Consider the following 22,033-nt stretch of genomic DNA (forward strand, 5'->3'; position numbering starts at 1 on the left):
TTAGCCTCTGGATAAGGATGCGACTGCATGGTCATCAGTGGGCAGCAGTCGTGATGGATCAAAAAGCGGCATTTCTGGCTGTTGGCCCAAAATCTGCTGTGCCAGCAACTTGCCCATATACGGCCCGCTGGTATAACCGGAGTGGACGCAGCCGATAACGAAGAGGTCCGGGTGTTGTGCCACCGGCCCAATCATCGGCATCGCATCTGCGGTTTCGGACTCCAGGCCGAGCCAGATACGGGCGACGCGGGCGGAGGCCAGCGCCGGGACGGCATGCTGTCCGAGGCGCAGGTTGCCGATCAGGTTTTCGGGAATGGTCTCCCGACCACCTAACTCGCGCGAGCCGATGCCCTGCCAGCCACCGCCAATCACCACGGTGCCATTGGCAAACTGCTTCATGGATAACAAACCATTGGCGATGCTGAGTACGGAACGCATCACGGTTGGCATTCTTTCGGTGACAATCAGTTGGTTGATCAGGGTTTTTACCGGGATAGTTATGCCGACCATCGCCAGCATTGGCTCCAGCCAGACACCGCCCGCCAGCACCAGGCGGGTAGCGTCGATGGATTGGCTGCGATCCGCGGTGGACACGCGATAACCGGCGTTTTGCCGCTCAATCTGGCCGACAGGAAATTGCTCCATGATGGTCACACCGGCCTCACGCAGCGCGGCATAAAAGGCACGACCGGTCAGATAGGCACTGGCGAAGCCATCGATTTCACAGAACGCGGCCGCTTTGATCGAACCATTAATCCCCGGATCGACCTTCATCGCTGCCTGCGGTGAAATGATTGAGATATCCGCGCCATATTCACGTCGGGCCGCCGCGCGCTCCTCCAGCATCAATACTTCGGCATCGGTGAAGGCGAGGGACAAACCGGGCGCATGGGTCGCCAGCACGCCCTGACCGAGCCAGGTTTCTGGTCGCATCCACATCTCCCACGCCTTGATGGCGTAGGGCACCAGTGCCGCGCGGGTCATATGCAGCGTGAGCGTCCCAGCATTGACACCGGATGCGCTGCGACACAAGGCATTGCGTTCCACCACTGCCACGCGCATCCCGGCTTTTGCCAGAAACAGCGCAGTGGAGCAGCCCATCACGCCGCCGCCGACGATGCAGACATCAAAGCGTGAGGAAGTCATAGCGGGGCCGCCTTAGGAATAGGGATATCCGCATAGTCATAGTCGCCGGTCATATCGCTGATGGTGAGCGGACGCAGCGGGGTACGGGGCGAGAAGATCCCCACCGCTTCCCGTGGTACGCCCAGTTTGGTTGCCAGCAGTTCGGCGGCGATATCACCGCAGGTACGCCCCTGGCACGGCCCCATACCGCAGCGCGTCCAGGCTTTCAACTGGTTCACATCATGAGCACCGGCTTCGCAGGCCTGTTCAATCTCGGCGCGCGTCACGTCTTCGCAACGGCACACCACCGTTTCCGGCGGGATGCTTTCCACATGACCTTCTCGCAACGCCATCATCGCGGCCATTTTCTGCCCGAAGCGAGCGGCGTGTTGCCAGGCCTGGCGGAGGTGTTCGGCTTCCGGCTCTGGCCCGGCATTGCCCTGAATGATACCGACGCAGGCCAGCCCGACGCGTTTACCCTGTTCCAGCGCGGCGGCGGCACCACGAATGCCTGCGCCGTCACCGGCAACAAACAAGCGTTCGCGGCTGGTTTGCCCGTTTTCATCGGTTTGCGCAATCCAGCCACCCGCCTCGCGCGAGTAATGATGTTTGGCATGCAGCAAACGCGTAATGTCAGTTGATGGCGTCAGACCATGTCCGACAGCGACACAATCCACCAGAATCTTTTTCGTTTTACCGGCAACAGGCCGTGCCGCTGCGTCACAGGGCGCGAGTTCAGCCAGCAACTGATCGCCCTGCGCGCTGACTTTCACCAGCGTATGACGTGAATAAACCGGGGTTCTGGCGCGCAGGATCGGTAAGCCGTAACTCAGGCTTTGTTTGAAAATCGCCGGACGGCTGAGCAGGGCGGGCGCTGTGCCAAGCCATTCACCGCGTGAAGCAATATCGACAATCGCTTTTACCTCGCCGCCCGCTTTCAGGGTACTGCCCGCCACTGCCACCAGCAGTGGGCCACATCCGGCCACCAGGGTGGTTTTACCCGGCAGGGTACGCTGTGATTTGAGCAAAATCGTGGCGGCTGCCAGCCCGATCACCCCTGGCAGTGTCCATCCCTCGAAGGGCACCACGCGCTCGGTGGTGCCAGTTGCCACCAACAGCACCGTGGTGGTGCAAGCTATCGCGCCATCCGGCCCGAGGGCGTCAACACGGTAATCGCCGGTAACTGCCCAGACGACATGCCCCAAAAAGGGGCGTACGTTGCTTCGTGATAAGGCATCGCGCAAGGTTTCACCGGCCCTGAATTCAGCACCATCCATTTTTGCGTCAGGCATGATCGGCGCGCGATAAACCTGCCCACCCGCCGCCGCGTTTTCATCAAACAGCGCCACCCGCAGCCCTTTTGCGGAAGCCATCAGTGCCGCTGAAACGCCCGCCGGACCGGCACCTAAGACGATCAGATCATAATGATTCATAAGGATCGCTATCCGGAACAGAGTGAACAATCAGATCAGCGCTGGCCTCAGTTTTGCAAGCTAATACCCGCTTACCCTCCACCATGACCAGGCACTCCTGACACGAACCCATCAGGCAAAACATGCCACGGGGCTGATGTTGATGGGGACTGAAGCGTAACGTTTTGACGCCGCTGGAAAAAAGTGCGGCGGCAATGCTTTGGCCCGGTAATGCCATATATCCCTGATTGTCAAAAACGAAACGGACGTTTTTCCCTGAAGTGTGCTGCATAACGTCTCCCTTTTTGGTCGACAACTGCTCATTGAGACTTGACAAGATGGATGCCATGGTATCGTATACCAATCGTATATGTAAAGCATACGAAGTTTATATCGTTGGTCATTTGCCAACACCAGGGTAAGCAATCAGACGACACCGGGAGTGAAATAATGAGTAGAATGAGTATGTTAGGAAAACTGGTCATCGCGAGTTGTATCGCCAGCGCGCTGTTTGGTGCCGCAACGGCCAACGCCAGATCGCTGGATGAAATCATGAAATCCAAAACGCTGATCGTCGGCGTTAACCCAAATCTTCCACCGTTGGGGGTGTATGACGATAAAAATCAGATCTCTGGTTTTGATGCGACAGTGGCGAAGAAAATTGCCGATTCTATGGGCGTGAAACTGGAGCTGGTGGCAGTGGGGTCGAATGACCGTGTGCCGTTTATCATGTCGGACAAAATTGATGCGGTGATGGGTGGGATGACCCGTAACGATGATCGCATGAAGGTGGTGGATTTCACCGATCCGGTTAACACCGAAGTGCTGGGCATTCTGACCACCGACAACAAGCCGTACAAAAAATGGCAAGACCTGAATGATCCGTCGGTAAAACTGGTTCAGGTGCGTGGCACCACGCCAATCAAATATATCCAGGACAATATTCCCAAAGCCCAGCTGTTAATCCTCGATAACTACCCGGATGCGGTGCGCGCCATTGCGCAGGGCCGCGCTGATGCATTGATTGACGTGCTCGATTTCATGCTGGATTACACCAAAAAATACCCCACCAAGTGGCATGTGGTGGATGATCCGATCGAAGTGGATTATGACTGTATCGCCGTCAGCAAAGGCAACACCGCGCTGCGTGAGAAGTTAAATACCGAGATCGCCGCGCTGCATAAATCTGGTTTTATCGGCAGCAGCTGGAAGAAATGGTTTGGTCACGCCATGTTGCACGACCCAACCGCCTCGCCGACGAAATACTGAGTTTCGTTCTGATTTATTCGGGCGCCCGCAGTTTGGGGCGCTCTTTAGCGATTGAGCGTTGTTCTGATGAACCTGAATTTTTTCCCCATTCTTGACCAACTGCCTTACCTGTTGGGTGGCGCCTGGATCAGCCTGCAACTGGCGGTGCTGGCCTTCGCCTTCGGCATGGTGATTGCGATGATCTGTACCAGCATCCTGCGTTACGGTCCCAAACTGGCAGGCAAATTTATTAACGCCTATGTGGTTTTTGCCACCAATACGCCGCAACTGGTGCAGATCTATTTTCTGTTTTTTGCTCTGCCGGAAGTGGGCATTTTGCTGTCACCCTTTACGGCGGTGCTGATTGGTGCCACCTTCAACGCCGGCGCTTATTTGTGTGAAATCCAGCGGGCGGGTTTTGATTCGGTACGTCGCATGGAAATTGAAGCGGCGGAAGTGCTGGGATTCTCCCGTGTCCAGATTATCCGTTACGTCATCCTGCCCCATGTGATCAAGGTGATGTTTCGACCGCTCTCCAACCAGTTCATCGTGATGACCTTAGGCACCTCGATGGCCTCGATGTTTGGCGTCGAAGAACTGACCGGCCGCACCTATAACCTGAGTTCACAAACCTATTTATCGGTGGAATCCTTCTCGGTGGCGGCGGTGATTTATATCGTGATCACCATTGTTGCCACCTTTGCCCTGGCCATTATGGGTCGGTTTCTTTTCCGTGCCAGAACAGGGGTATTTTGATGAGCTACTTTGACTGGTCGGAAATTACGGGTTTGTTCTCGTACTACAACCTGTTGTTGTTATTGCAGGGGTTGGGTATCACGCTGGCGCTGTCGGCGTTTGGCTGCCTGGTGGGTTTTTTTGCTGGCTTTGTGCTGGCGGTCACCATTAACACCAAAGCGGCGATCCTGTCACCGCTGCGCGCCATAGTGCATGTTTACTTCTTTATCTTCCGGCGCATCCCGTTCCTGGTGACGTTATTTCTGGTGTTTTTTATCAGCCAGTATTCCGGCCTGCGCTTTTCCACCTTTACCGTGGCGCTGGTCAGCGTGTGCATTATCGCGGCCGCCTACCTTGGCGAGATCATCCGTAGCGGACTGGAGTCTGTGCATCATAACCAATGGGAAGCCGCGGTGACGCTGAACTTTTCCTATTTGCAGACGCTGCGTTACGTGATTATTCCGCAGTCCCTGACGGTGGTGATCCCGCCGACCTTTAGCTTCTTCGTTATGTACATCAAGGACACCACGCTGGCCTCGCAGATTGGCGTGATGGAACTCACCTCCGCCAGCAAAATCCTGTCGGATAAAGGCTACTCGGCCACGCTGGTGTATGCCGTCGTCCTCATGCTGTATTTCATTGTGTCTTATCCGTTATCGCGTCTCGGTAAGCGTCTGGAGAGAAAAATTGCCACAGCTCGACATCATTAATTTAAAAGCCGCCTATAACGACCAGCCGGTACTGGAGAACGTCACTTTATCGGTGGAAAAGGGCGATATCGTCAGCCTGATCGGGCCATCAGGCTCCGGCAAAAGTACCTTGTTGCGGGTGCTGATGGGCTTGCTGCTGCCGAAAGAGGGGCAGGTTTTGCTGGAAAATAACGTGGTGGATTACGCCAATAAAGGCGAATTGCGCCAGCTGCGCGAGTCGATCGCTATCGTGTTCCAGCAGTACAACCTGTTCCAGAATATGACGGTGCTGGAAAACGTGATGATCACGCCGACCAAAATCAAAGGCTGGCCAAAGCAGCAGGTGGAGCAGGACGCACGCCGTTTGCTGGAGCGAGTTGGGTTGTCGCATCGTATCAACGCTTACCCGGATCAACTCTCCGGCGGTCAGCAGCAGCGTGTCGCCATTGCGCGTGCGCTGGCGCTGAAGCCCACCATCCTGTTGCTGGATGAGGTGACGGCGGCGCTCGACCCCGAGATGGTTAACGAAGTGCTGGATACTATTCGTGAGCTGGCCTCGGAAGGGATCACCCTGTTTATCGTCTCCCATGAGATGAGTTTTGTGCGTGAAGTGTCGTCAAAGGTGGTGTTTATGGCTGATGGCCAGGTGGTGGAGACCGGTTCGCCGCAGCAGGTGTTTGATGCCCCGACTCACGAACGTACCCGCCAGTTTGTCAGCAAAATATTACGTCACTAAGGAAGATGCTTTGAACCAGCCTGTTTTCAGCCAGCTCAATCCCCCACAACGCCTGTTAATGGGACCTGGCCCCATTAATGCCGATCCACGCGTGCTGCGTGCGATGTCAGCGCAACTTATCGGACAATACGACCCGGCGATGACGGCGTATATGAACGAAGTGATGATGCTGTATCGCTCGGTGTTCCGCACCACCAACGACTGGACGTTGTTGGTTGATGGTACATCGCGTGCCGGGATTGAGGCGATTCTGGTCTCTGCCATTCGACCGGGGGATAAAGTTCTGGTGCCGGTATTTGGTCGTTTCGGCCATTTATTATGTGAAATCGCCCGTCGTTGCCAGGCGGAAGTTCACACCATCGAGACGCCGTGGGGCACGGTGTTTACCCCCGATCAGATTGAAGAAGCGGTCAAACGCGTGCGGCCCACCATGTTGTTAACCGTGCACGGCGATACCTCAACCACCATGCGCCAGCCGCTGGACGAGTTGGGCGCGATCTGTCGGCGATACGGGGTGCTGTTTTATACCGATGCCACCGCCACCCTCGGCGGCAATCCACTGGAAACCGATGCATGGGGCCTGGATGCGGTCTCTGCCGGGATGCAGAAATGTCTCGGCGGCTCCGCGGGTACTTCGCCGATTACCCTGAGTGCGCAGATGGCTGACTCAATTAAACGTCGCCGTCACGTAGAAGCGGGGATTCGCGATAGCCGTCATCTGGACGGTGACCAACCCATCATCTCGTCCAACTATTTTGATCTGGCGATGATCATGGATTACTGGGGCAGTGAGCGGCTCAATCATCATACCGAGGCCACCACGGCGCTGTACGGCGCGCGTGAATGCGCACGCCTGATTGTGCAGGAAGGTGTGGAGGCGGGCATCGCCAGACATCAACTGCATGGCGACGCGTTACGTGCCGGGGTTGAAGCGATGGGGCTGGAGGTGTTCGGCGACCCACGGCATAAGATGAACAACGTGCTGGGGATTACCATTCCCGACAGCCTGGATGATCAGCAAATCCGTAGCTGCATGCTTAACGATTTTGGTATCGAAATCGGCACCTCATTTGGTCCGTTAAAAGGCAAAATGTGGCGCATCGGCACCATGGGCTATAACGCGCGTAAGGATTGCGTGTTGCAAACCCTGGCGGCTCTGGATGCCACGCTTAATCGTTATGGTTTTAAAACAGTGCAGGGCGCAGGGATGGAAGCCGCGTGGAATAGGTACGCCAACTGATCGTAGCGGCGCAATTTATTGCGCATCTTTTAATCCGAGGTTCAGCGCGATAAATCGCGCCGCTACAGACGCGGTGCGTTCTGGATTTCAGCAGAATTCGTAAGCATAGCTGGCGGGTATCGTCTATCCTTACCCATTGTTACTTAAGCTGTTTACTGATGAGGTCTCTATGCCGGGTTCTGCTTTACCATCCTCACTGAGCATCTTATGAGAAAAGTGCTCAACGCTTTTCTCCCGTTATATGTCACGACATTGTTGATGTTGCTCGGTGCCGGGCTGCTCACGACCTATGTGTCATTGCGCCTGGCGCATGAGCAAGTGAACGGCACGCTGATTGGTGCCATCACTGCCGCTAACTATGTAGGGCTGGTGATTGGCGGCAAAGTCGGACACAACCTGATCGCCCGCGTCGGGCACATCCGTAGCTATGTCGCCTGCGCCGGAATTGTAACCGCCTCCGTGCTGGGTCACGGGTTGACGGACATGATCCCGATATGGGTATTTTTACGCCTGATCATCGGTTTGTGCATGATGTGCCAATATATGGTGCTGGAAAGCTGGTTAAACGATCAGGCAGAGTCTTCCCAGCGCGGCACGATTTTTGGTTTGTATATGGTGGCGACCTATCTTGGCCTGAGTGGCGGTCAGGTGATCCTTGCGATGCAGGATGGCTTTGGCATCAGTACCTTGCTGATTGTCGCGCTGTGTTTTGCCCTCTGTCTGGTGCCGATTGCGCTGACCACCCGCACCAATGCACGGGCAATGTCACCGGCCCCGATGGAGCTGGGGTATTTTATCCGCACCATCCCGCGTCTGCTGGCTACCACGCTGGTGAGTGGCATGGCGCTCGGCGCGTTTTATGGCCTGGCACCGGTTTACGCCAGCCGTCAGGGTTTTAGCACCGAGCAAACCGGTTTGTTTATGAGTGTGAGTATCTTTGCCGGACTGGTGACCCAGTTTCCGCTCAGTTGGTTATCGGATCGCTTTGACCGCCAGCGGTTGTTATTTATTGTCGCGTTGCTCTATGGCCTGGGTGCGCTAACGTTGGGTGTGCCGTGGAATCTCTCATTTCAGATGCTGCTGGTCATCGCGTTTTTTGTCAGCATGATGCAGTTCGGGCTGTACCCGCTTCAGGTCGCCCTGGCGAACGATCAGGTGATGCCGGAACGACGCGTCTCCCTGAGTGCCTGCCTGCTGATGGCGTTCGGCATTGGTGCCAGCATCGGCCCGCTGGCGGTAGGCGCGCTGATGCAACCCTTTGGCAGCCATGTGTTATATCTGTCTTTTACCTTATGCGCGCTGCTGATCGCGCTGATGAATCGTCCGGTGAAAGTCCAGCCATTGCCGACTACCGAGGTGCCTTTGCCGCATGTGGTGATGCCGGATAGTCTGGCGACCTCGCCGATAGGCGCAGCATTGAACCCGGTACTGGAGGAAGAGGCGATTCAGGCGACGATGGTGAATGAGGGGAATGAGGAAGAAGACGATGCTAAGGCTGAAATCGCCCGCTAATAGGTTTAGCGGGATAGCGAATTGAAGGAAAAATCCCGCACGTTATCCGGTTGCGGCGACTCCTGATCAATGTGACGCGCGGTTTCCAGAATGATTTCATCTGCCATCTCTTTAATACGTGTCTGGCTCTCCGGGGAACGGGTTGCCAATACTTCCTCTAATGTCCTCATTAATCATCCTTTATCTTGTTGATAATGCCTGAGTATATCAGCGACAGTTTACAGTAGATATAATCATAAAGCGGCATGGGTTCTGCCAATCATTAGGGGCACGCGATGAGGGAAAAGGATGAAAGACACCCCTCGTCGTGATGATGCCTTTCATCAACATTATGCTAACTACCCAGCCAACACCTTCAACGCATGCGCAAAGAAATCTCTCCGGCCAAAATTCCCTGATTTCAATGCCAGCGCCAGCGGTGCTTCCGGGTGGGCTAACAGCGCCGGAACCCCCGGATCAATCTCTTCGCCAACCTGCAACGATCCGAGGTTTAACGCACTGACCACCGCCCCGGACGTCTCTCCACCACCGACCACCAGGCGTTTGATACCCGCCTCATACACCAGTTTGCGCGCGGCATCACCAAACAGTTTATCGAGCTGGCGGGAGATATTGTGCTGACCAAACTGCGCCTGTGCCTGCTTAACGCTGTCGGGATTACCGGAGGAATAGACCAGCGGGCAATCCTGCTGGTGTGCCAGGATAAATTTCACCACATCATCAGCACTGATGCGTTCATTCATCACATCGGTGATATCCAGCGCCAGTACAGCGTGGTGTTTTTGATGCTCCTCAATCTGCCCGCGCGTGGCACCGGAGCAACTACCAACCAGAATGGCGGTTGTGCCGCTGACGGCCGGGTTATTCCCTTGATGTCCCTGCGCCAACCCGGCTTTGATAAAGTTATGCGGCAGCGCCCGGGCAATGCCGGAGCCGCCGCTAATCAATTTAAGCCCCGCCGCGGCGATACCAATGATCGTCAGGTCATGATCGCTCAGGGCATCCACGACCACTAACTGCGCGGTGTCATCATCATGCGTTTGCAGTCGGTCACGCAGGCCTTCACTGCCTTCCACCACCTGCTGCCAGCGGATATGGCTGACGGGGGTGTTGGCCTGACGTGCCAACAGGCGACGGATATCCGCGTCCTTCATTGGCGTTAACGGATGATGTTCCATACCGGACTCATTCAGTGGCCGATCGTGGACAAACAGATTGCCCTGATACAGGGTGCGGCCCATCGCCGGGAAGGCCGGACAAACAATTACCCGGCGTGCCTGCAAGCGCTCGGTCAGGGCATCCAATACCGGTCCGATATTCCCCTCATCGGTGGAATCAAAGGTCGAGCAATATTTAAACACGATCTGGCTACAGCCCTGCGCCAGTAACCATTCGCAGGCGGCCAGGGATTGCGCTACAGCCTCTGGCGCAGGCAATGAGCGTGATTTCAAGGCAATTACCCCGGCTTCCACTTCAGCGTGTGCCGGTTGTTGCGGCACACCGAGGTATTGTGTGGTGCGCAAACCGCCTTCACCGGGCAAACCTTGTGACAGTGTCACTGCGATATCGCTGGCACCGGTAAAATCATCTGCAATGACGCCGATTAACATGATGTCGCTCCTGTGGCTGCCTTCATCTTCTGTACTGCTGCATGGGGAGCCGTTAGCACCGGGATATCCACGCGTGCGCGAACTGCCTCTGCGGCGCGGGAAGTGGAGAAGTGCGCCAGCATGATCACATCACAGTGGCTGAGCTGCGGCGCGTATTCGGCCACCAGACGGTTATGCGTGTCGACATCCCCTTTGCGTAACCGGTCGATAGCATCCGGCACCAGCACGGTCTCCAGTCGGGCAGAGGATCCGATTTGCGCGGCATACTGATCGAACTCAGCGCACATGGTCACCAGCGAAGGGCCGAAGGTGGCTAACATGCCGATGGTTTGGCCTTGCTGCAATGCCGCTTCGAACATCGCCTCGTTGGGTTTCAGCACCGGCACCGGCACGGCTGCTGCCAGTTCATCAATTGCCGGGCCGAATGCCGAGCAGGTGACGAGAATACCCTGGGCATCCATGCTGTAGCCGTAGCGGCCAAAAGCCACGAAACGATCCGTCAGAGAGCGTGACAGCTGTTCTTCTTTAGCACGGTCAATGGTCAGTCCGTCATCCAGTAAATTGACCACCTCAGCCTCAGGCCACAGGTCATTGAATGCTTCCTGAATCGGTGTCATCGCCACCGGGGTAGCGTGCAGTAAAACTATGCGCTGGTTCATGGTTATCTCCGTCAGCAGCGACGATCAAAGTGGACTACAGCACACCATACTTAATCCGGGTTGAAAATGTAAGGGCTTACATTTCTGTTAATATGGTGACGATGATCACACAAAAAAACTGAGCGTCTGTCAGGATATAAACAGGATAGTCTCGGAATAACCCCGGATTTGAAATCGCTTACTTTCCATCATACTGAGAACGCACTATGACAACTCGTGGAGACACCACCGCTATTAACATCGCCGTGACGCCAGCCGCGCAGACGCGTCCCGCTAATACCGTACCGCGCCATTTTCGCGATCTGTTGGCGCTGGATGACTTCGAACGTCATGCACGCAAGCGCTTACCGAATATGATTTTTCAGTACGTCAAAGGTGGCGTGGAGACCGGCAGAGGTATTGCCGCAGCCTATGAGGCGTATCAGCAATATGTGTTTGTACCGCGTATGTTTCGTGACGTGTCCGGGCGCGATCAGCACGTCAGTCTGTTGGGGCATAACTGGTCTCATCCCTTCGGCGTCGCGCCACTGGGGGGCGCCTCGTTTGTCAGTTACCGTGCCGATCTGATGCTGGCGAAGGCGGCACGGGCAATGAATGTGCCGATGATCCTCAGTGCTTCGTCCCTGATTCCGTTGGAGGAGGTGATCGCCGCCAACCCGGATGCCTGGTTCCAGGCGTATCTGGCGGGCGATCAGCCGCGCATTGACCGTCTGGTCGAGCGCGTTGAGCGCGCCGGGTATAAAACGCTGGTGGTCACCGGCGATACGCCGATGCTGGGCAACCGCGAACACAATACCCGCAGCGGCTTCAGTATGCCGATCAAAATCACGCCAAAGGTGATGTGGCAAAGCGCCATCAGTCCGCGCTGGCTGCTCGGCACCGTGGCACAAACCTTCCTGCGCCACGGCGCGCCGCACTTTGAAAACACCGATGCGGAGCGCGGGCCGCCGATGATGTCCAACAAAGTGCGTAACACCAACGCGCGCGACAAGCTGAGCTGGAAACACGTTGAGGCCATCCGCAAGAAGTGGAAAGGCAATCTGGTGATCAAAGGGTTGATGTCACCGGAAGACGCCTTTATCGCCCGAGATTTAGGGGCGGATGCGGTAATCTTGTCTAACCATGGTGGGCGCCAGCTTGATCACACCGTGCCGCCCTTGCATACCTTGCCGGAAATCGCGGCGGCGAAAGGGAACATGAAGGTGATCATCGACAGCGGCATTCGCCGGGGTACGGACGTGATGAAAGCCATGGCGCTGGGTGCAGATTTTGTGTTTCTTGGCCGTCCATTTTTGTATGGCGCGGTGATTGGCGCACAGGCAGGCATTGAACATGCGATGCACATTCTGCGCGATGAGATTGATCGTGATATGGCGTTGATTGGTGTCACCAAACCCGACCAACTGGATGCCGCATTGTTGCGCCGTGCGCCCTTGTTTGCACGCGAGGGATAATGATGACGTTACATATTTACAGCGCGCTCGCCCTGAGTGCGCCATTCAACACGCTGATTGATGTGTGGCAGTCGGCACACCCTGATACGCCGCTGGCGATGCGTTGGCATCCCAGTACCCTGATTGAGCAAGAGCTAAACCAGGGGGCGGAGGCGGATGTGGTGATCGCCACGGTGGACACCGTCGATCGCCTGATTAATAAGGGGATTGCTGCTGCTTCCAGCCGCATTGAGGTGGTCGATTCTCCGATTGGTGTGGCAGTACTGGCCGGGGCCGTGCAACCGGATATCAGCAATGTTGACCGGCTGGTTGCCAGCCTGCTGGCGGCGCGCTCGGTGGCCTGGTCGGAAGCGGGTGCCAGCGGCGTCTGGTTCTCCCGGCTGCTGAAGCAACTGAATATCGATGAACCGTTACGTGCGCGCGGCACGGTGATTCCGGCCGGTTTTACCGCCGGGCAACTGGTTAACGGCAATGCGGATTTGGCGGTGCAACAGATCAGCGAATTGCTGATGGTGGAGGGAATTGACGTGGTTGGCCCGTTACCGCCGGAGGCGCAGCAGGCGATCTCGCTGTCGGCGGCGGTGCTGACGCATGCGCAGCAGCCAGAGCGGGCCAGCGCCTTTCTGACCTGGCTGAAAACGCCTGCGGTGACAGACATCTTCAACCAGTTCGGCATGCAACGCCGCGATTAGCGTTCCAGACGGGGCACAGAGCCACTGCTGCCCCGGACAATCAATTCAGTCTGGATCAGCGTGTGCTGCGGGGCAGGTAGGTTATTCAGCGTGTTCAACAGATAATGCGCGGCATGCTCGCCGATTGATGCCAGGTCAACGCGCATGGTGGTCAGCGGATGTTCCAGGTGCTCGGCATATTCATAGTCGTTGAAACCGACGATGGAGATGTCTCCCGGAATACGCAGATAACGCTCGCTGGCCCCGCGCATGGCACCAAATGCCAGCAAATCGTTACCGCAAATGATGGCGGTTGGCGGCTCCGGTCCGTCCAGCAGACGGAACACCGCTTTGCGCGCATCGTTCATGCTGAAGGCGTTATCGACAAGATGGCTATCAGGCAACGTCAGACCTTGTTGTTGCAACGCCCGTCTTGTCCCCTTCAGACGCTCTGAAACGCGATCGTTCGATGGCGGTGTGCCGACAATTACCGCAAATCGCCGATGTCCCAGTTCCAGCAAATGCCTGGCAATGGTCTCCGCAGCGCCTTCGCTGTCATAGCCTACGCAGGGCTTCTCGCTGTCATGGGAGAAGGTCTGGATACAGGCGATCTCCTGCTGGTTGATGCGTTCCCACAGGCGTGGGTGATGGGTATTGCCCACCAGCATCAGGCCGTCTATGCCGTATTCAATCAGCTTGTTAACCTCTTTTAACTCGGTGTCCGGGTCAAAATTGGAGTTCGCCAGCAGCAACGTATAACCCGCCTCATGGATTAACTGTTGAAACGCCGCCAGCGCGCGGGAAAAGGTTTCCGTCGCTAATGTGGGCACCACGGCACCAATGGTCATGCTGCGCCGTGAGGCGAGGGTGCGCGCCGCGCGGTTAATCACATAGCCGAGTTCTTCACAGGCTTTCTCCACCGCTTCACGGCGCGCCGTTTTGACGGTAGTACTGCCGTTCAACACGCGAGAAACAGTGGCCGTTGACACGCCAGAGAGGCGAGCAACATCTTCCAGTGATACGCGGCCGGATCCATTTTGTTTTTCACTCATCAAGTCACTCCTGCTGAAAGAGTGAGCTTGTCCACAAAATTCGCAGACAACCCACTATCAATTTTGAAAGCGCTTACTTTTGGCTTGACTGAATTTTGTAATCGCTTACTTTTTACATCATGTTATCAGGTCGGGGATGCCTGCTCACGTTTTTTTAACAGTTCCATGATGTATCTCCCCGATTTTTAACGACACCGGTGGCGGTTGCTGACCAAAAGCGGCAAAACCTCCTGTAACCCATAAATAAATCATAAAGGAATTCACCATGCGCAGATATCCACGAATTCGCTGGCTGATGATCGTGTTCTGCTTTTTCGCCATCGCTATCAATTACATCGATCGTATCAACCTGGCGATTGCTGCTCCGCATATCAAAGCCGACCTGGGAATTGACGACACCAGCATGGGGCTGATCCTCGGAGCCTTCTTCTGGACTTATGCCCTGATGCAGATACCCGCCGGTCGCCTGATTGACCGCCTGGGTGCACGTGCCGGACTGGCGCTGGCCGTGGGCTGGTGGTCGCTGTTTACCGTGTTCACTGCCTTTGGCAAAGGTTTTGGCTCGATTTTTGCCGCTCGCCTGGCCTTAGGGATCGGTGAAGCGGGCGGGAATCCGGGCTGCGTCAAAGTGGTTTACAGCTGGTTTGCCAAGAAACAACGCGCCACCGCCAGCGGCATTTTCGATGCCGGTCCGCGTGCCGGTAGCGCCATTGCGCTGCCGCTGGTGGCCTGGTTAATCAGTACCTGGGACTGGGAAACCTCTTTCGTGGTGACCGGGGCGTTAGGTTTGGTCTGGGTGGTTATCTGGCTGCTGTTTTATCGCGAGCCGGAAGAGATGAAAGGGCTGGACGAAACCGAACGTCAGAATTTGCTGGAAGATCGCGCCGTACCCACCACGCAGAACAATGGCAAGATTGAGATGTGGTCGCTGTTCCGCCATCGCAACGTGTGGGGCATGATGATTGGCTTCTTCTGCATGAACTTCGCCACCTATTTCTTCGTCACCTGGTTCCCGACCTATCTGACTATGGCGCATGGCTTCTCATTGAAAGAACTGGGCACGCTGGGCGCGATCCCCGCGTTGATGGGTATTCCCGGCAGCTTACTCGGCGGCATCGTATCCGATGCACTCTACCGTAAAGGATTTAGCCTGACGGCGGCGCGTAAGACCTGCCTGATTACCGGAATGCTACTTTCCAGTGTGATCGCCTTTGCCGCTTTCACCGACAGTATCACCGTGATCCTGACGCTGTTCTCCATTACCTATGCGGGCCTGGCCTTCACCGCCGCCAATATCTGGACATTGCCGGCAGACGTGGCACCCGCCAGCAACTATGTTGCCACCCTCGGTGGTATTCAGAACTTCGCCGGTAATCTGGCTGGAATTGTCACCGCTTCCTTTACCGGCTTAATGCTTACCCTGAGCCACGGTTCGTTTGTCGTGCCGTTACTGGTGGCGGGTGGCATCTGTGTACTGGGCGCGCTGACCTTTATGTTCGTGCTCGGCAAACTGGAACCCCTCCCCATCAACACCCACAGTGAATCGTCTGTCGTTGCCACGGCGAGCGAGTGAGGAGATCAACTTATGCAAAATGAACAGTCGTTACGCGAAGAGATATGCCGGGTAGGGGCAGATCTGTTTACCCGCGGCTACACCACCGGCACCGCAGGCAATATCAGCGCTCGTCTGGAAGATGGCTGGTTAATCACCCCAACGGATGCCTGTCTGGGACACCTGGAACCGGCGCGTATCGCTAAGGTGAACCGGGATGGCGAATGGGTTTCCGGTGATAAACCCTCGAAAACCTTGCTGCTGCATCGCCAGATTTATGATCGCAATCCCGATGCGCACGGCGTTGTACATACCCATTCAACCCATTTAGTGCAGCTGACGTTGGCGGGAGTCTGGCAGCGCGACAGCATTCTGCCGCCGCTGACGCCGTACCAGGTGATGAAAGTTGGCCGTATCCCGCTGATCGACTATCGCCGTCCTGGCCACGCCGAGGTGGCTGAGCAGGTTGCCGGTTTGGCTAACGAGGTGCGCGGCGTGATGCTGGAGCGTCTGGGGCCGGTGATCTGGGGCACATCGGTTTCCACGGCCAGTTTCGCATTGGAAGAGTTGGAGGAAACCGCGCGTTTATGGCTGAACTGCACCGCAAAACCGGCTGCCCTGCCGGAGCAGGCGGTGCTGGAGCTGTGCGAGCACTTCAACACCCGTTGGTAACTTAATCTCTGAACCCTACAATAAGCGACGATAAAAAAATGAAAAAGACAGTCATGGCCGCAGGAATGATGTTATTTGCTTCAACTGTGATGGCACAGGAAAACGCGTATGTTTATGTTTCGAATGGCGACAGCGGAACGGTGACGGCGTATACGCTGGATAAGACGCAGCACCAACTGAAGCCGATCGGTGAATATCCCACCGGCCTGAAAAGCATGCCGATGGCGGTATCCAACGATAAAAAGACGCTTTACGTATCGGTGCGCAGTCAGCCTTATCATGTGTCGACCTGGCATATTCAACCGGACGGCACGCTGAGTCATTTTGCCGATACGCCACTGCCGGAAGCGATGGCGTATCTGGCGTTGGATAAGAGCGGTCATTTTCTGCTGTCCTCGTCCTACGGGGGCGATCTGTTTAGCGTCAATCGTATTGCCAGCGACGGTAAAGTGGAAAGTGCACCGGTTCAGGTGGTGCACACCGGGAAGCGGGCGCACTCGATTCAAACCGATCCCAGCAATCAGTTCCTGTTCGTGCCGTTACTTGGGGCCGATCAATTGCTGCAATATCGCTTTGACAGTCACAGCGGCAAGGTGACGCCTAACACTCCGTCGTTTGTGAATATTCAGCGCGAAGCCGCCACCGGACCACGCCATTTCGTCTTCGCACCGCAACGCGATGAGCGGGGTGAGCAAAACATGTATTTGCTGACTGAGATGGCGGGCAATATTTCACGCCTGACGCTGAATCAGGATGGCACCATGACCGAACATGAGGCGACGCCGTCTCTCGATCCGGCCATTGCCAGCACTATGCAACGTGGTGAAGCGCGTCCACTGACCGGTGATGATGATTTACCCAAGTCGGCTAAACCCCGGTTGTGGCAGGCGGATATCCATATCACGCCGAACGGCCGTTTTCTGTATTCCACGGAACGTACCAGCAGCAATATCACCGCATTCCAGGTTTCTCCCGTCGACGGGCGACTGACGTTGATTAATAGCACCCCAACCGAAACCCAACCGCGCGGTTTTGCGATTGATAATTCTGGTCGCTATTTGATCGAGTCAGGACAAAAATCAACGCAAATTTCCTTGTATTCGATTGACCAGAAAACCGGCAGGCTATCATTAATTGAACGTGTGCCAACCGGGAAAGGGGCGAATTGGGTCACGATTGTTGAGTAAATAACCCGTATCACTATCTTTAATATTGTTCATTTACCTCGAGTACGAATGATATTTATGCTTTAAATAAAGGAGTCGTCATGCCTAAAGTTCGTCAGACGTTACTGAATGCCTTATTATCTTCTGCAATTCTGGCTGCAGGGGTACAAGCCAATGCTGCGGAAAAAGTTGTGGCTACCGATCTGGAACCGTTGCATCACGTTATTCTGGAAAATAAATATGTCACGGTGATGCGGGTACTGATCCAACCCGGACATTCTACGCTTTATCACGAACAACATCTGGATTACGTCAATACCCATATTGAAGGCAGTCCGGTGAAAATCGAATATCCGGACAAACCCGTCAACAATACCGAAATGAAAACCGGCAACGTGAAATTCGGTGAACATCAGGGTAAGTCCGATACCGATAAAGTGACCAACACCGGTAATACCGTTAATCATCAGGTGGCGTTTGAAATTAACATTCCGGGACCACAGCATTTTGGTGGCGCGACCCGTCCGTCAAATCCGGCTTTCCAGCAGGTGCTGGATAAGAAAACCGTTAAAGGCTGGAAAGTGACTCTTAAACCGGGGGAAAGCACCGGCGAATACACGCAGCACGGGCCGGGAGTGCGGGTGTTCTTTACCGAAGGCCGGGTGTTGATAGCCGATCCAACCCATGCCAACCGGGTTAAAGAGCTATGGGTTCATCCCGGCGATGCCTTTTTAACCGAACCTGGCAAAGTCGATTTAACCGCAGCCAGCAGTAACAATATTGTTTTTAATGATTACGAACTGTTATAGCACTGTTTGTATTTTGTATGGATTTACAATCTGTTAACCTGCGCATCTGTGGCATTGCTACAGATGTGCTTTTCTTTTTTAATAACACTAATAATTATTAACCGGAAGCAATTACAATGAAGGCAAGAAAGGTGAGACAGAGTTGTCTGCCTTTCGCGTTGAGCATTCTGATGTCTGCTACATTTTCAGCCCATGCTGAAAATGCGGCTGACTCTGCGTCGCTTATTGCGAAAGGCAAGTATCTGGCTATTGCAGCGGACTGTGGGGCCTGCCATACCGCACCTGATCACGGTGCAGAAATGTCGGGGGGCTATATTATCTCCTCGCCACTGGGAAATATCGTTTCCAGCAATATCACCCCATCGAAAACAGCGGGAATTGGCAATTATACCGAACAGGATTTTGCCAAAGCCGTCAGAGAGGGGATTAATAAGCAGGGGCAGCATCTTTATCCGGCGATGCCCTATACCTCGTACGCGAAAATTACCGACAGCGATATTCATGCCTTGTATGCCTATTTTATGCACGGTGTGAAAGCTGACGATAATGTGCCTGCGCAGACGGATTTACCCTTCCCGTTTAATATCCGTTCAAGTATGTTCTTCTGGAATATGTTATTCGCGGATGCCAAACCTTTTACCCCTGACGCCAATAAATCGGCTGAAATTAATCGCGGTGATTATCTGGTGAATGCACTGGCCCACTGCGATACCTGCCACACGCCACGTAATGCGTTGATGGGGCAGAATAACGATCAGGCCTTAAGCGGTGGCAGTCTCGGTAGCTGGTATGCACCGAATATCACGCCGGATAAACAAGCGGGTATTGGTAACTGGAGCGATGCACAAATCGCGCAGTACCTGAAAACCGGTCATGTGGCGGGCAAAGCCCAGGCCGCAGGGCCGATGGCTGAAGCGGTTGAGCACAGCCTGCAACATTTGTCTGATGACGATATTCAGGCGATGGTGGCCTATCTGCGTCAGATCCCGGCGGTGAGTCAACCGATCAGCCAGTCACGTGACAACATCGGCCAACCGGCAACCACTGAAGCGCTGCAACGCGCGGTGAAAGACCCGGATGCGGGCTGGAAGGTTTACAGCAGCACCTGCGCCAACTGCCATCAGGCGGATGGTTCCGGCAACACCATCTATCCTTCGCTGTTCCATAACACCACCACCGGCGCACCGCAGGCCGACAATCTGATCGCCACCATCGTTTACGGCGTGCATCGTCAGGTTGACGGCAAAGATATTGATATGCCTGGTTTTGGTCCGGATGCGCTGTTTACCGATCGTCTGACCGATCAGCAAATCGCCGATGTCAGCAATTATGTCCTGAAAAACTTTGGTAACGCCGAGCTGAATGTCACGGCCGATCAGGTGAAAACCGTGCGTGAAGGCGGTGAGCGTCCAATGATTGCGCGTCTGGCCCAGCCCGCAGTCTGGGGCGGTGCAGCCATCGTGGTGATTATTCTGCTGGTGGCCCTGGTTTCACTTTCGCGCAGGGGGAAAAAACATGGCGCATAACAACTCTTCCGCCATTTCCCGTCGCCGACTGCTGCAAGGGATGGGGATCCTGTCTCTCGGCGCGATGTGCAATTCACTGTTTCCTGCGCGTGCGCTGGCGGCAGATCAGTTGGCTGATTCGGGGTTTCTCCAGGTGTCGCAATTCCTCGTCAGCCGCCCCTGTGGTCCGCTGCTGGGACAACGCTATTACGACGCGCTGACGCGCCATGATGCGCAGTTCAGTCAGAAGCTCAGTAGCCTGAAAACCCTGTTGCAACAGCGTAATTTTTCTCATGTTGATGATTTCCTCGCTGCCTTCACCGCTGACAACAGCGACTGGCAAACCGCCAAAACCATTATTTCTGCCTGGTACACCGGCGTGGTGGGTAGCGGCAGCGATCTGGAGTTGATCGCCTATGCCGATGCCATGATGTACCTGCCCACCAAAGATATCCTCGTGGTCCCGACTTACGGCGGCGGCCCGTTCTATTGGGCAGTGACACAAAACGGGCAGGTGGCAACCACAGGAGAACACGCATGAGTGCACAAAAAGTCGATGCCGATGTCATCATCATCGGATCAGGAGTGATGGGTGGTCTGATTGCGACCCAGATGGCAAAAGCGGGCAAATCGGTGATCATCCTTGAAGCGGGACCACGTGTGTCACGTCAGGAGATCGTGGAGCGCTTCCGTAACTCGCCGTTCAAGATGTCACTGACCAACATTAAATTGCAGGGCGTGGGTTCGCCGTATCCGAATCCGCCGCATATCCCCTCGACCTACGGCGATTATCTGCAACAGGTTGGGCCGGTGAAATACCCGACTAAATACCTGCGCGTGGTCGGTGGCACCACCTGGCATTTCGGTTCTGCGTTGTGGCGCATGATCCCGAACGATTTCAAGCTTAACAGCTTGTATGGCCGGGGGCGTGACTGGCCATTTGGCTACGATGAGCTGGAGCCGTGGTATGGCAAAGCGGAACATGAACTGGGTGTTTCCGGCGTAGATGGTCAGGATGAAAGTGGGCAGGGCGGCAAAGCCTGGCCGCCGCGTTCCACACCGTTTCCAATGCCGGGCCTGCCGACCAGTTATCTGTTTGACCGTCTCAGCGACATGCTCGGCAAAGGGGGTTATAACCCGGTACTGGAGCCGAACGGACGTGCGACTAAACCGTGGGGCAAACGCCCGATGTGCGCCGGTAACAACAACTGCAACCCGGTGTGCCCGATTGCTGCCAAGTACGATGGCTCAATGCACATTGATGAAGCTGAGCGCCTCGGGGCGAAGCTGCTGGATAACGCGGTGGTATACCGTATCGAAGCGGCGGATGACGGTAAGATCACCGGCGTCTGGTATAAAAAGCCGGATGGTTCCGAACATCATCTGACGGCGAACTACTTTGTGCTGGCGGCCTACGGTATCGAATCGCCGAAACTGCTGCTGATGTCGACGTCAGAGAAGTATCCCAACGGTATCGCTAACTCTTCCGATCAAGTTGGACGCAATCTGATGGGTCACACCGGTATCAGTATGAACGTGATGATGTCGGAAGACGTCTGGCCGGGCCAGGGACCGACCGAGCTGCTGGTCTATCTGAACAATCGCGATGGCGCTTTCCGTAAGGACTTCCCCAGCTACAAGATCAAGGTACGTAACACCGTACCGACCGCCGATTACGCTGCATCGCTGATCGCGAAAGGGGTGCTGGGTTCGAAACTTGACGCAGAAATCCGCCGTCAGTCGGCTCGTTCGCTCAACTTCGCTATCGATTTTGAGACACTGCCGCTGCCGGAGAACCGTGTGACGCCGAGCAAAACCAAAAAGGATGCCATCGGTATTCCGTTGCCGGAAATTTATTACAGCGTGACCGATTACTGGCACGCCGGTAAGGATGAAGGCATTAAGGATTTCCACAAGTTTGCCGAGCTGTTGAATGCGGAGATTTTGTCGATCGATACCAAGTACCAGGACCGACAGCACATTATGGGTACCACCATTATGGGCGATGATCCGAAAAACTCGGTGGTAGACAGCAACTGCCAAACCCACGATCACCCGAATATGTGGATTGCGGGCACCAGCGTGATGCCTTCGGCATCGTGCATGAACCCGACACTGACCGGCGCGGCGCTGAGTTTACGTCTGGCGGATCATATGCTGAAGTCGATGCAGGAGAGTTGATGTAA

Annotated in this window: 21 protein-coding genes and 1 pseudogene; 15 read left to right on the forward strand and 7 right to left on the reverse strand. The window is 55.3% G+C overall.

Going from position 1 to position 22,033, the window contains the following annotated elements:
• Genes AC6I8W_RS26895 through AC6I8W_RS26905 form a run of 3 tightly spaced genes read right to left on the reverse strand, consistent with a single transcriptional unit; the run spans position 1 to position 2,829 of the window.
• The gene (locus AC6I8W_RS26895) at positions 1 to 1,146 is read right to left on the reverse strand and encodes an NAD(P)/FAD-dependent oxidoreductase (protein WP_497839611.1); all 1,146 of its coding nucleotides are present in this window, start codon (positions 1,144 to 1,146) and stop codon (positions 1 to 3) included.
• Entirely contained in the window at positions 1,143 to 2,558 is a 1,416-nt protein-coding gene (locus AC6I8W_RS26900; RefSeq protein WP_497839612.1) for an FAD-dependent oxidoreductase, read from the reverse strand. Before AC6I8W_RS26900 ends, AC6I8W_RS26895 begins: the two co-directional genes overlap by 4 nt.
• Entirely contained in the window at positions 2,545 to 2,829 is a 285-nt protein-coding gene (locus tag AC6I8W_RS26905; protein WP_480371994.1) for a (2Fe-2S)-binding protein, read from the reverse strand. The genes AC6I8W_RS26900 and AC6I8W_RS26905 overlap by 14 nt, the downstream gene beginning before the upstream one ends.
• Before the next feature lie 158 nt (positions 2,830 to 2,987).
• Between AC6I8W_RS26905 and AC6I8W_RS26910 the strand changes: the two genes are divergently transcribed.
• The 6 genes from AC6I8W_RS26910 (at position 2,988) to AC6I8W_RS26935 (ending at position 8,697) form a co-directional block, all read left to right on the forward strand.
• Positions 2,988 to 3,806, forward strand: a complete 819-nt coding sequence (locus tag AC6I8W_RS26910; protein ID WP_497839613.1) for a transporter substrate-binding domain-containing protein — start codon at positions 2,988 to 2,990, stop codon at positions 3,804 to 3,806.
• Between the two features lie 66 nt (positions 3,807 to 3,872).
• On the forward strand, positions 3,873 to 4,541 hold the full coding sequence (locus AC6I8W_RS26915) for an amino acid ABC transporter permease (protein WP_021185569.1): 669 nt from the start codon (positions 3,873 to 3,875) through the stop codon (positions 4,539 to 4,541).
• Complete coding sequence (locus AC6I8W_RS26920) at positions 4,541 to 5,230, forward strand: amino acid ABC transporter permease (protein WP_497839614.1); 690 nt, start codon at positions 4,541 to 4,543, stop codon at positions 5,228 to 5,230. Before AC6I8W_RS26915 ends, AC6I8W_RS26920 begins: the two co-directional genes overlap by 1 nt.
• Positions 5,208 to 5,945 (forward strand): amino acid ABC transporter ATP-binding protein, encoded by a 738-nt coding sequence (locus AC6I8W_RS26925; RefSeq protein WP_497839615.1) that lies wholly within the window; start codon positions 5,208 to 5,210, stop codon positions 5,943 to 5,945. The genes AC6I8W_RS26920 and AC6I8W_RS26925 overlap by 23 nt, the downstream gene beginning before the upstream one ends.
• Before the next feature lie 58 nt (positions 5,946 to 6,003).
• Positions 6,004 to 7,185 (forward strand): pyridoxal-phosphate-dependent aminotransferase family protein, encoded by a 1,182-nt coding sequence (locus tag AC6I8W_RS26930; RefSeq protein WP_497839704.1) that lies wholly within the window; start codon positions 6,004 to 6,006, stop codon positions 7,183 to 7,185.
• A gap of 207 nt (positions 7,186 to 7,392) precedes the next feature.
• On the forward strand, positions 7,393 to 8,697 hold the full coding sequence (locus AC6I8W_RS26935; RefSeq protein WP_497839616.1) for an MFS transporter: 1,305 nt from the start codon (positions 7,393 to 7,395) through the stop codon (positions 8,695 to 8,697).
• Positions 8,698 to 8,747: 50 nt separating this feature from the next.
• Here AC6I8W_RS26935 and AC6I8W_RS26940 read toward each other — a convergent pair.
• From AC6I8W_RS26940 to AC6I8W_RS26950, 3 genes and pseudogenes are all read right to left on the reverse strand, one after another.
• A pseudogene (locus AC6I8W_RS26940) lies at positions 8,748 to 8,867 on the reverse strand (transcriptional regulator); the annotation flags it as partial.
• Positions 8,868 to 9,035: 168 nt separating this feature from the next.
• Positions 9,036 to 10,307 carry a 3-oxo-tetronate kinase gene (gene otnK / locus AC6I8W_RS26945; RefSeq protein ID WP_497839617.1) on the reverse strand — a complete coding sequence of 424 codons (1,272 nt, stop codon included), beginning with the start codon at positions 10,305 to 10,307 and terminating at the stop codon, positions 9,036 to 9,038.
• Positions 10,301 to 10,966 carry an aspartate/glutamate racemase family protein gene (locus tag AC6I8W_RS26950; protein WP_497839618.1) on the reverse strand — a complete coding sequence of 222 codons (666 nt, stop codon included), beginning with the start codon at positions 10,964 to 10,966 and terminating at the stop codon, positions 10,301 to 10,303. The genes otnK and AC6I8W_RS26950 overlap by 7 nt, the downstream gene beginning before the upstream one ends.
• Positions 10,967 to 11,172: 206 nt before the next feature.
• Between AC6I8W_RS26950 and AC6I8W_RS26955 the strand changes: the two genes are divergently transcribed.
• Entirely contained in the window at positions 11,173 to 12,420 is a 1,248-nt protein-coding gene (locus tag AC6I8W_RS26955; RefSeq protein WP_497839619.1) for an alpha-hydroxy acid oxidase, read from the forward strand.
• Positions 12,420 to 13,112 carry a molybdate ABC transporter substrate-binding protein gene (locus AC6I8W_RS26960; protein ID WP_497839620.1) on the forward strand — a complete coding sequence of 231 codons (693 nt, stop codon included), beginning with the start codon at positions 12,420 to 12,422 and terminating at the stop codon, positions 13,110 to 13,112. The genes AC6I8W_RS26955 and AC6I8W_RS26960 overlap by 1 nt, the downstream gene beginning before the upstream one ends.
• Here AC6I8W_RS26960 and AC6I8W_RS26965 read toward each other — a convergent pair.
• Positions 13,109 to 14,143, reverse strand: a complete 1,035-nt coding sequence (locus AC6I8W_RS26965) for a LacI family DNA-binding transcriptional regulator (RefSeq protein WP_497839621.1) — start codon at positions 14,141 to 14,143, stop codon at positions 13,109 to 13,111. The two genes, AC6I8W_RS26960 and AC6I8W_RS26965, sit on opposite strands and share 4 nt — an antisense overlap.
• A gap of 265 nt (positions 14,144 to 14,408) precedes the next feature.
• Between AC6I8W_RS26965 and AC6I8W_RS26970 the strand changes: the two genes are divergently transcribed.
• The 7 genes from AC6I8W_RS26970 (at position 14,409) to AC6I8W_RS27000 (ending at position 22,028) form a co-directional block, all read left to right on the forward strand.
• On the forward strand, positions 14,409 to 15,716 hold the full coding sequence (locus tag AC6I8W_RS26970) for an MFS transporter (RefSeq protein ID WP_497839622.1): 1,308 nt from the start codon (positions 14,409 to 14,411) through the stop codon (positions 15,714 to 15,716).
• A gap of 12 nt (positions 15,717 to 15,728) precedes the next feature.
• Positions 15,729 to 16,367, forward strand: coding sequence for a 3-oxo-tetronate 4-phosphate decarboxylase (gene otnC, locus AC6I8W_RS26975; RefSeq protein WP_497839623.1), 639 nt, complete (start codon positions 15,729 to 15,731; stop codon positions 16,365 to 16,367).
• A 38-nt stretch (positions 16,368 to 16,405) separates the two neighbouring features.
• Positions 16,406 to 17,554, forward strand: coding sequence for a lactonase family protein (locus AC6I8W_RS26980; RefSeq protein WP_497839624.1), 1,149 nt, complete (start codon positions 16,406 to 16,408; stop codon positions 17,552 to 17,554).
• Positions 17,555 to 17,634: 80 nt separating this feature from the next.
• Positions 17,635 to 18,342 carry a hypothetical protein gene (locus AC6I8W_RS26985; protein WP_497839625.1) on the forward strand — a complete coding sequence of 236 codons (708 nt, stop codon included), beginning with the start codon at positions 17,635 to 17,637 and terminating at the stop codon, positions 18,340 to 18,342.
• 116 nt (positions 18,343 to 18,458) lie between these two features.
• The gene (locus tag AC6I8W_RS26990) at positions 18,459 to 19,868 is read left to right on the forward strand and encodes a c-type cytochrome (RefSeq protein ID WP_497839626.1); all 1,410 of its coding nucleotides are present in this window, start codon (positions 18,459 to 18,461) and stop codon (positions 19,866 to 19,868) included.
• Positions 19,858 to 20,388, forward strand: coding sequence for a sugar dehydrogenase complex small subunit (locus AC6I8W_RS26995; RefSeq protein ID WP_497839627.1), 531 nt, complete (start codon positions 19,858 to 19,860; stop codon positions 20,386 to 20,388). Before AC6I8W_RS26990 ends, AC6I8W_RS26995 begins: the two co-directional genes overlap by 11 nt.
• Positions 20,385 to 22,028 carry a GMC family oxidoreductase gene (locus tag AC6I8W_RS27000; RefSeq protein ID WP_497839628.1) on the forward strand — a complete coding sequence of 548 codons (1,644 nt, stop codon included), beginning with the start codon at positions 20,385 to 20,387 and terminating at the stop codon, positions 22,026 to 22,028. Before AC6I8W_RS26995 ends, AC6I8W_RS27000 begins: the two co-directional genes overlap by 4 nt.
• Positions 22,029 to 22,033: the final 5 nt, after the last annotated feature.

Source organism: Pantoea sp. X-Soil-TKNS-1211, assembly GCF_059730495.1.